Here is a 9695-nt window from a genome sequence, read left to right on the forward strand (position 1 = left end):
TCGCGCGGATCGTCGTGCAGGAACGGCCCGCATCCAAGCAGTTCATTCTTGAAATTGGAGAGCCTGGCTCCGGTGCTGGCCTGCCACCTGTAATCCGTACCGCGCACGCTGAGGCCGATGCGGTATCCTTTCGGAACGACAACGGAAGTCGGCCATATCTCGACGGCGAGATCGACCGCCTTGCCCGGTTCAAGCGGCCGCACTTCGTCGTGACTGTGGTATGGCCGATACGGCTTTGACAGCTTCTCATCCAGCTTGCGATGCGAGGCGCGCAGCCAGCCCTGCGCAACCGGGGTGTGCGGATCGATCGCGCCGAGAAAGGTGATCTCGCGCAAGTCTGCCGTGAAGACGCGGAACACCAGAAAGATGTCGGCATCCTCGGTGCTGGAGGAGATCCGCAAATTCGCCGCGAGCGGTCCGGTGATCTCGGTTGCTTCCGAAAGTGGCTCTGACAGGAACGTCAGCCCATCGCCGTCCGCCGCAAAACTGAGGTCCGCATCTTCCGACGGCGGCTGCAAGGACAATATCTGATTTCTGGGATCGAGATAGAATTTGGTCCAGCGCGTCGAAGACAGCGGCCATTCGCTCTCCTGACGTTCGACGAATCCGTCGACATGGCGCACCTGAAGCTGGACCTTGGGCTGCTTGTCCCAGCCGTTCGCCGCGCCCTTGAGATGGTAATCGAAGAACCGGCGCTGCAATTCGCGGCCGTAGTCGGTGTAGAAATGAGTCCAGTGCTCGAGCCCGTGGCATTCGAGCCATTTCTGCGTCGAAGCGGCGCGAACAAAACCTTCGAAATTGCCCCGCGGGTGCAACCCCTGCCCGCCCCAATTGGCCGCCGACAAGAACGGCACTGTGACCTTGCTCCAGTCCGGCGAACGCGCCTTGTGATAATCGTCGTCGAGCGGGTGCGCCAGGATCTCATCGCCGAAGCTTGCGCGGTTGCGCGCGAGCTGTTCATCCGACAGCGTCTCGTCGCCGCACACCAGTGCGCCGGTGACGAGGCTGCGCGGCCCCCGCTCGCCGAGGCCGTATTGCACGGTCTTGACCTGCATGTCGTACCAGTTGGCCCAGAACGTCGAGAGGATACCGCCGTGATGCGTCATGTCGCGGTACCAGTCGGCCGCACCTTCCCAGATACACATGGCTTTCAGGTGCGGCGGCTGCAGCGAGGCGACATGCCACTGATTGATGCCGTAGTAGGACACGCCGTTGAGCCCGACATTGCCGTTTGACCAGGGCTGAACGCCGGCCCACTCGATGCATTGATAGAAATCGCGCGTCTCGCGCGGCGAGAAGTGATCGACATAGCCGGGCGAGCGGCCGGTGCCGCGGGAATCGACGCGGACGCAGACATATCCGTGCGGCACCCATTTCTCGGGATCCACAACTTCCCAGTTCTGATACTTGTTGGTCGATCCAGACGCCACGTCGGGGTGACCGGCGATCATGTTCGCCCACGCGCTCGGATAGCCCCGCTGGAACGCAAGGCCCTTGGCATAGGGACCGTAGCTGAGAAGCACCGGCCACTTTCCGGCCGTGACCGGCCGGAACACGTCGGCACGCACCACGATGCCGTCGTCCATGGGAATCCCGACATCCCATTCGATCAGCATGTCGTCTTGCTCGTCTGGCGCGGTCATGTCCCGGCGCTCCTCTCCCTGAAGCGGCCTTCGCGGACCGCTTTCCGATTTTTTCGAGGGAGAGATAAGAGCGCAACATCGATCCGGCGCGCAACCGTCTGCCGCGCACTATTTTATCCGCGTGCCGGTCAATTTCCGGCGATGGCGGACCAAATCGTCACGAAATGCACAGAAAGGGACTACGCCGCCTGGTCGCGCCCGGGCCTTGCCCGATAGAGCATCGCCGCGAACGCATCGAAGATCTTGCGCATCTGCGGCGCCTTGTACGGAAACACGTCCGGAGAATCCATGTTGTGAACGACGGCGGTGTTGTCGGCTTCAAAGATCAGAAGCTCGCCCGCCTTGTTCTCGGCACAGTCGATCGTGAAATAATCGAGGCCGACCCGGCTCGCAATGGCGGCAAGCGCCGCTCGGTGGCGAAACGCGAAACCGACGTCGAAGTCGCGCATGAAGCGCGCTTCTTCCTCGCGCTTCTCGGCGCTGAACGCCATGCCGGCGTTGAGATACCAGATATCCCAACGATCGGCGATCGCCATGTGACAGGCGTACGGCTTGCCGCCGACGAAGACGACGCGATACTTGCGAAAGAGCCCGTCCGCGTTCGAATAGTCGACGAACCGGGCGACAAAGAACGCCGGCGCCGTTTGCGCCGCGAGGTATTGCGCGAGCGAAGCGCCGTCATCGATCTTCGCCAGCCCGACGCCGGCATGTGAGCCGCGCGGCCGCACGATGACCGGAAACGTCAGCTCATCCGCAATGGCCGACAGACCGCCGGATTGCGCGGCCGACATCAAATCGGTGCGGCTGACGTCGTGGGTTGCGGGGATTTCAAGTCCGTCCACGCCGCGCAACAGGCTATGGAGTTTGTCGCGATCGAGATTGCGGACGAGGCGCGGCGGATTGAGCAGCGGCCGCGGCCATCGCGGCGCCATCATGTCGATCTTGTGCAAGGCCTCGATGCATTCTTCCGAATCCGAGGCGATCACGATCGCCACGTCATGCTCGGGAAGCGGCACCGGCAGATCGACGCCGGCGACCACATAGAGCGTCTGCAGCTCGATACCGGAATGCTCCAGCAGAAATTCGATCGGTGTGTTGCCGCCCATGTCGATCGCCGCCGCCAGCGCCAGCACCCGCAGTTTCGGCGTTTCCGACGCACACGGCGAACGATAGAGTTGGTGATAGGCGAGCACCTCGGCCTGGATCGCCATCCCCGTCTGCTTGTCGCCGAGAAGCTGGGCGATCAGCGAGAGGTCGAGGCCCTCGCCCGCGCTGGCTGTGCCGTCGGCAATCCGCCCGATCAACCGGTCGCGCAGGGGGCGCAGGTCGGCGCCTTCGAACGCCATCCTCGTCAGTCTGGCAAATCCGATACGGTCGGCGCTCGGATAGCGCGCAAGGCCGTCTGAAGTCTGCTCACGATCCATGTGAGGCACCCGTTGGTTCCAGCCTGCTCGCAAGCAGCGATTCAAGATTGGCGAGCGCTGCCGCCGCCTCATCGATGGCACGTTGCAGGCCCCGGCGCGCCATATCAGGATTTGGCGACCACGCTTCGGAGACAAGGCGTGCGCTGGCGCTGATCCGAAGCGCAGCCGCTGGCGAAGGGTCGCGGCCGAGCGCGACCGGCTGGCCGATCAGGCAAGCCTGCGCCGAGGCGCCCTTCGCGCCATTGCCGGCGAGCGCGCGATAGAGCGCGCGGCACTCCTCAAGCGAGAGCAGACGTTTGCCTTGCCGAACCACGAATGAGAAAATCGTCCGCTGCGTCATCTCTTCGTCGGCGGCATCGATCGGCCGCTCCTGCCAAGGCAGGAGTTCAAGTGAGGGCGAATCCGCAACCAACCGTTCGACTGCCTTGCCGAAACTCGCAAGCGCCGTCTGACGAAACGAGTCCGGCACGCGATAATAGGCGCCGATTTCCTCGATCGCGGCTTCCCAGCGCAGCCATTGGCCGAAATTCATCCGGACCGGAAAGCGCGACCGCAAGGCCGGCCAGTTTTGCGGCCAGTCGCTGCGGCTGGAATATTCCAGGAGGCCGGGCGGAATGCTGTTCGCGGCATCGAGGCGCGCGGCAAGCGCACCCGGCACCAGGAGCGCACCGCTGAAGGGCGGCCCGGTGAAGAATTTCGATCCGGTCACGATCACGATATGACCGCGATCAAGCAACCGCTTGAGCCGCGCGCGGCCAAGCCGCACCTGGCAGGCATCGACGACGACCTGTACCTGTTCCGGCCACCGTGCCGTAATCGCCTCAAGGCATTGATCGCTCGGGGCGCGCCAGCCGAATTTCGAGGAATCCATGACCTGGAGCAGCACCTTGCCGCGGTCGCTGACCGCGCGCTCGACCGCCTCGAACACGATCGCATCGCTGGCGGCGGGCGGCCTCGCCTGCCCGGCCTCGTCGAACAACGGAAGCGCGACGCTGCTGACGGCGGTGCCGAGGCCCGAAATCGGCTCGCCCTTCTGCACCCGGCCGCCGTTCGCGGTGGCCGCGCTGAAATGGCACCCCCGCGAGGTATTCACCGTGCCGCTGCCGGTCTGGTCGGCCGCGACCACGACGGAAACGAGTTCGGGTCCGAGCAGCGCCCGGACCAGAAACAGCGCCTGAAGTTGCGAGTCCGTGCCGGACGGCGAAAATACCACGTCGGCAAGGGCCGGCTTCAGATCCAGCAAGAAGCGCAGTTCATCCCGCATCTCCTCGACGCGCTCGTCGAAGGCGGCCTCGATGCCGACATCGATCGCCGAAGCCATCAAGGCTTCGCGCGCGGCTTGGGCGCGCTCGTAGGCCCGCTCCGAAATCGACGTCGCGGTACTGGAGGAAAAGCTCAGCGTTTCCGGGCAAGGCGTTGACTGACAACCATATTCGTTGAGGCCCGTCGCCGGATTGATGGCGAGACGCGAATCGCCGCCTGTGATCAGCAGTGAATCCAGCGGCGCGAACAATTCGGCCATCGCAGCGGCCGACCGCGACCTACCCGTCTCCGACACCTGGAATCGAACGCTACCGTGCAGCATTCCAAAGACCTCAATGGCAAGGCCTCACTATCGTATCCCGCCGCGACCGGCGGAACGTCAATGAGCACCAACGGCCGCTAACGCGGCGTTAACCCGCGTTAGGAGAAGTAAACAGCTATGGTTAACGAAAGCTTTATGGCCCTCGCGGGTGCGTCAGCCCCCCAACCACCATCGCCGTATTCATTAGGCGCCGGGCGCCAGGAACTTGGTCAGGCTCAAGCCGGCCAGAATCGAGGTGGTCTGGTAGGAAGCCGACAGCGTGGTCTGCAATTGCAGGATTTCGCTGGCGACCTGTTGGGTCGAAACGGTCTCGGTCGAGTCGACGAGATTTTGAAGCACGGTCTGTGTCTGGGTTTGTCGAGCGCTCGCTGCTTGCATCTGGGTCTGGGCCGCTGCGAAATCGGTCTGAATGTCCGAAATCGTCTGCTGGCCCGGCTTCGACGCAAGGTTGTTCGCGATGCGCGACGAGAGCGCCGCGGCCTGCGCGGGCGAATTGGCCGCGGTGGGCGAGAAGCTGACGGCGGCATAAACTGCCACACCCTCGATCTGCTGACGGATCGCCTGCTCATTGGCCTGCGCGCCATAATCGACCGTGATACCCGAATCGATCCGGGCCGCCGACGAGGCGCGCGGATTGACCGATGAGTTGCCGGTGTACCAGGCAACCGTCGTGGCCGAACCGTTGACGAGCGTCGTTGAACTCGAAAACGGCGGGGCCACGCGCAACGGCGGCTGCACCGCCGAGATCGTGGTGCCGGAGGCATTGGTCGTGGTGGCCGGATTGCCGCCGCCGAAGCCCAGGGCGCCGAGTGCTGCCTGCGCGTTCGGATCGGAGGATGAGGCAGTGATCGAAAAGCCCGCCGCATTGTCGGTATGGATCGTGATGGCACCGCCGTCGATCGAGGAAGGAGTCGTGGTGCCGGTGATCGAGTCGATCGCCGACAACAGATTGCCGACCGTGCCGGTGGTCGGGTTGATGTTGTAGGTGGGGCCCGTCAACGACGTCGGCGACGATGTTGAAAACGTGATCTGCTTGCCGTTGACGGCGATGGAGTCCCCGTTGGCAAAGCCGGTTGTGAGCGAATCCGACGGCGCTGTACCCGACAGCTTCGTCGCGCTCGTAATCGGCGCCGCCGGCGACTGCTGGTTGCTGGCGGCATTTCCGATCGCGATGCTCGAGGGATCGAAGAAGTCATTGCCCGCCGCGACGGCGGAGGCCGCCACCAACGAAGTGTTGGCGAGCTTGCCGATCGCCGTATTCAGCGCCGAGTCGAGATTGGCCGCCGTCTGCGCCGGCGTCGCGCCGATTGCAAACGTGTTCGCGGGCGCCGGCGTGGTATTCGAAGCCGTGAGTTGCACAGATTCGCTTGTTCCATCAGGTAGATTGAAATTCAGCGTAACCTGATCACCCGGATTGGGATTGGTCGCGCCGAAGCTGAACGACACGGCAGCCGGCGAACCGGAGGGACCGGTCACGGTGGCGCCGGTCAGATTCGACGTGACCGTGCTGAGCTTCAGTCCGAACGGCGAACCGGCTGCGTCTTCGGCGACCGAGAACGATGTGGCGGAGGACGATGCGATCACGAGCCGCCCGAGACCGGTGGTGCCATCCGCTTGTGCTCGTTCCGCGATAAGCTGCTTCAGCCCGGCCTGGGTGCCGTTGCCATTCAGGATAGCGTTGAAGTCGGCGACGGCCGGCGTATTGATCGCGCTTCCTGAAAACAGGAAGCGATCGCCGGCCTGGGTGTTGAGAATGCCAACGATTGACGCCAATTGGTTCACGGCATTCTGTTGTCCGACCGTCTGGCCGGTGCTGTTGAGATTTTGCGGCGTCGAAACGGCGTTGCTGCGCACCGTCGTGGAGATGTCGGACAACGATTGCAGGGCCGTATTGGCGGCCTGGATGCTGGTATTGACGTTGCTGATCGTGGTCGTAAAGGCCGAGATGTTGGAAAGCTGTGCCCGGGCGGCGATCGCAAAACCCTCATTGAGCCCCATTCCCGAATAAGTGGTCGACTTCTCTCCCGTCGCAAGCTGCGTCGACAGGTCGGTGAGCTGGCTGTTGAGATTCTGAACCGCCTGGCCAAACAGCGAATTGTTGAAACCGATACTGTTAATCGACATCTGGAGATCGCCTTACACCTGGAAACCTAGCGTTGAGCCTGCAACAAGGTCTGCATCATATTCTGAACGACCGACATCACATGGGCGTTGGCCGCGTAGGAGTTCTGCAACGAGATAAGGTTCGATAGCTCGGAATCGATGTTGACCTCCGAGGTCGCATTGAATTTCTGCTGCAAGGTGCTGACGACGACGCTCTGGCCCTGCTGCAGTTGCGTCGCGGAATTCGCCGCAGAGGCCTGTTGTCCGATGAACTGCTGTAGATAGTTGCTGATGGTGCCGGTAAACGGCACCGTCGTCGAACCGAGACCAGTCTGCGGCGAATAGGTGAAGGTCGAGGACGTCAGCTGCTTGAAAATGAAGTCGGAGCGCGTGGTATCGCCGGCCGCCGTCGGCGGTGAATTGCTGAATACAGTGACGTTGGCGGGATTGGCGAGCAGGGCCGGACTGACCTGGATGCGCTCCGCCAAACCCGTCATTTCCGAACCGGCGCTGGTGATCGCACCGGTATAGGGCGAGCCTGCATCGGTGAAAAACGGCAGTTGCGGATTGCCGCTGACCAGCGACGTCACCGTGGTCGTCGTCGAGGCCGAGTTCACGGTGACGTTGTCGGCCGGGTTGGCGGCGATCTGCAATGTGTTGCCGGATGGATTGGCGAATTGCAGATGCGTCTGGCCGAGCGCGGCGTTCAACTGCGATACCACCGACGTGATGCCGCCGGTAAAATTGACACCGATGACCTGCGGGCTCGCCCCCGGCGCGTTTTTCAGCGGCAGCGCGCTCGGATCATCGACCCGAACGATCTTCACCTGTTGCTGCTGACCCGCGTTATTCGTGTACGTCAGGTTGATCGAATTGCCGGGCAGGACATTGCTCAGATCGACATTGAAGCCGACGAGCGACGCGGAAGGTGCGACGGCGGTGCCCTGGGTGGTCTGGTCCGACAGCGAGCTTGAAAGCGTCGCCGCGAGCTGATCGACCTGGGTCTGCGCCTGCACCAGCGTCTGGTCACGCAACTGGATGTCGGCGGCGATCTGTCCCGAATTGATCACCTTGTTGGCGATGACATCGAGGCTCGCGCCATTCGGAAGCGTCACGGTCAGTGCGCCGACGGCGGATTTGGCCGGATCGGAATTGTAGAGCGAAGTCGGGCTCAGCGTTCCGGCCGAATTGAAGTTGAATTGCGATGCCTGGCTGTCACCGACAAGCTGAACGCCAGTGGTCGTAAAGACATTGACGCCATTGACGCCGCTGTTTACAGCGCGCACGTCGAGATATTTCGACACATCGTTGATGGCGCTGTCGCGTTGATCTTTCAGCGTCGCCGCGGACGGATCGGTCGGGTCCAGGCTTTGCAGCTTGGTGTTGATCGCCGCGATCTGCTGCAAGTCGGTGTTGACCTGCGCCACCGAGTTGCCGATGTCCTGGTTGACGTTGGTGCGCAGCGTCTGGATGCCCTGCGACGTCGTATTGATCGTCTGTGCCAGCGCTTGCGCCGCGCTCAACGCTGTCGTCTGCGCCGACAATGCGGTGGTGTTGGTCTGCAACGCCTGAACGGCGGAGGTGAAATTGTTGTACGCCGTTTCCAGCGTGCCGGTGCCGCCGGGCGTGCCGTAAATGCTTTGCAGCTGGCCCAGAATGTTCGAGATCTGGTTGGCAAAGCCGGCACCGCCGGTTTCGGTGCGAAGCTGTCCCTGGATGAACTGGTCGAGGTCACGGGTGACGCCGGTGACCAGCACCGAGGAGCCGGCGCCGCCGCTCGCCACCTCGATCTGGTTGACGGACTGGGTGATATACCCAGGCGTGTTCGCGTTGGCGACGTTCGACGACGTGATCGAGAGCGCGGCCTGGTTGGCGCGCAGGCCCGCGACAGCACTGGCAAGGGCAGAACTCAAACCCATCTTCGTTACCCACTTTTGACCATTCGCGCTTGCCTCAAGCGATCACCCTCAGCAAGCTCTGAACCATGTCGTTGGCCGTGGTGATCACCTTGGTGTTGGCCGAATAGGCCTGCTGGGTCACGATCAGCTTCGTGAACTCGTCGGCGATGTCGGTGTTGGAGCCTTCCAGTGACGACCCCGCGATCGTGCCGGAGGCACCCTGGATCGCCGGGCCGGACTCCGCGGTCGCCGCATAGGCCTGACCGTCGAGCGCCTGCAGGAAGTTCGTGCCGTTGAAGTGCGACAGCGTGATCTGGGCGAGATCGATGTTCTGTCCGTTGGAAAAAGTACCGACCACGAGGCCGGAGTTGTTGATCGCCACCGACTGGAGCTGACCGGCGGCAAAACCGTTCTGCGTGATCTGGCCGACCGTCGCGTTACCGGTCGTGGAGGAGAATTGCGACAGCGCGCCCGAGGCAATGTTGAGTCGGACGTCTCCGACCTGTTGATTGTTGACCGTGAGGTTTGGAATGGTGACGCCGCCACCGGTCGGGCTCACCAGGTTGCCGTTGGAGTTGAAGACGAAATTCGCACCGACGTTGGTCCAGGTGGTATCGCCCGGCAGCGCCGGGGTAGAGTTGCTCTGATAAAACAGGTTCCACGTATTCGGCGCCACTAGCGCCCAGCGGAGCTGAACGTTGACCGGCGTACCGGCCGAATTATAGACCGTGATGGCGCCGCCGCTGATGCTTTCGTTGTCGAAGGTCGTCAAATCGGAGTTGACCACGACGCCAGTACCCGTGCCGCCACCGCCGGTCCGGGTTGCCGCCGGGTCCGCCGAGAAACCGAGCTGCGAGAACACCGCGTTCGAATTGTTGTCCGTGATCGTCAGATTGTTTGCCAGGCCGGTGTTCAAGGTGATCTCGCCGGGCGTGCCGGTCGTACTGATGGTGCTCGGGTTGGTGGTATTTCCAGTGATGGTGTCGATGGCGCCAAGCAATGTTCCGATGGTGGCGCCGGGAGGCGTGCCGGTCGTCGGATG

Annotated in this window: 6 protein-coding genes; all 6 read right to left on the bottom strand. The window is 62.7% G+C overall.

Features of this window, described 5'->3' with window-relative positions; translation table 11 throughout:
- The coding region (locus tag VFL62_RS19320) for a CocE/NonD family hydrolase (protein WP_325173986.1) at positions 1 to 1643 on the bottom strand (1643 nt) is incomplete at its 3' end.
- A gap of 179 nt (positions 1644 to 1822) precedes the next feature.
- Positions 1823 to 3067 (bottom strand): hypothetical protein, encoded by a 1245-nt coding sequence (locus VFL62_RS19325; RefSeq protein ID WP_325173987.1) that lies wholly within the window; start codon positions 3065 to 3067, stop codon positions 1823 to 1825.
- Positions 3057 to 4589, bottom strand: coding sequence for a hypothetical protein (locus VFL62_RS19330; protein ID WP_325173988.1), 1533 nt, complete (start codon positions 4587 to 4589; stop codon positions 3057 to 3059). Before VFL62_RS19330 ends, VFL62_RS19325 begins: the two co-directional genes overlap by 11 nt.
- Positions 4590 to 4835: 246 nt before the next feature.
- On the bottom strand, positions 4836 to 6776 hold the full coding sequence (locus tag VFL62_RS19335) for a flagellar protein (RefSeq protein ID WP_325173989.1): 1941 nt from the start codon (positions 6774 to 6776) through the stop codon (positions 4836 to 4838).
- Between the two features lie 26 nt (positions 6777 to 6802).
- Entirely contained in the window at positions 6803 to 8674 is a 1872-nt protein-coding gene (gene flgK, locus VFL62_RS19340; RefSeq protein ID WP_325173990.1) for a flagellar hook-associated protein FlgK, read from the bottom strand.
- Between the two features lie 34 nt (positions 8675 to 8708).
- Positions 8709 to 9695: flagellar hook-basal body complex protein (locus VFL62_RS19345; RefSeq protein WP_325173991.1), on the bottom strand; the 987-nt coding region annotated here is incomplete at its 5' end.

This window comes from Bradyrhizobium sp. (genome assembly GCF_035701725.1).
GTDB lineage: Bacteria > Pseudomonadota > Alphaproteobacteria > Rhizobiales > Xanthobacteraceae > Bradyrhizobium.

What these genes read in the sequence shown, in the direction of transcription:
- VFL62_RS19335 (WP_325173989.1), bottom strand. Translation starts at nt 6,776, where the DNA reads ATGTCGATTAACAGTATCGGTTTCAACAATTCGCTGTTTGGCCAGGCG.
- VFL62_RS19330 (WP_325173988.1), bottom strand. Translation starts at nt 4,589, where the DNA reads ATGGCCGAATTGTTCGCGCCGCTGGATTCACTGCTGATCACAGGCGGC.
- VFL62_RS19325 (WP_325173987.1), bottom strand. Translation starts at nt 3,067, where the DNA reads ATGGATCGTGAGCAGACTTCAGACGGCCTTGCGCGCTATCCGAGCGCC.
- flgK (WP_325173990.1), bottom strand. Translation starts at nt 8,674, where the DNA reads ATGGGTTTGAGTTCTGCCCTTGCCAGTGCTGTCGCGGGCCTGCGCGCC.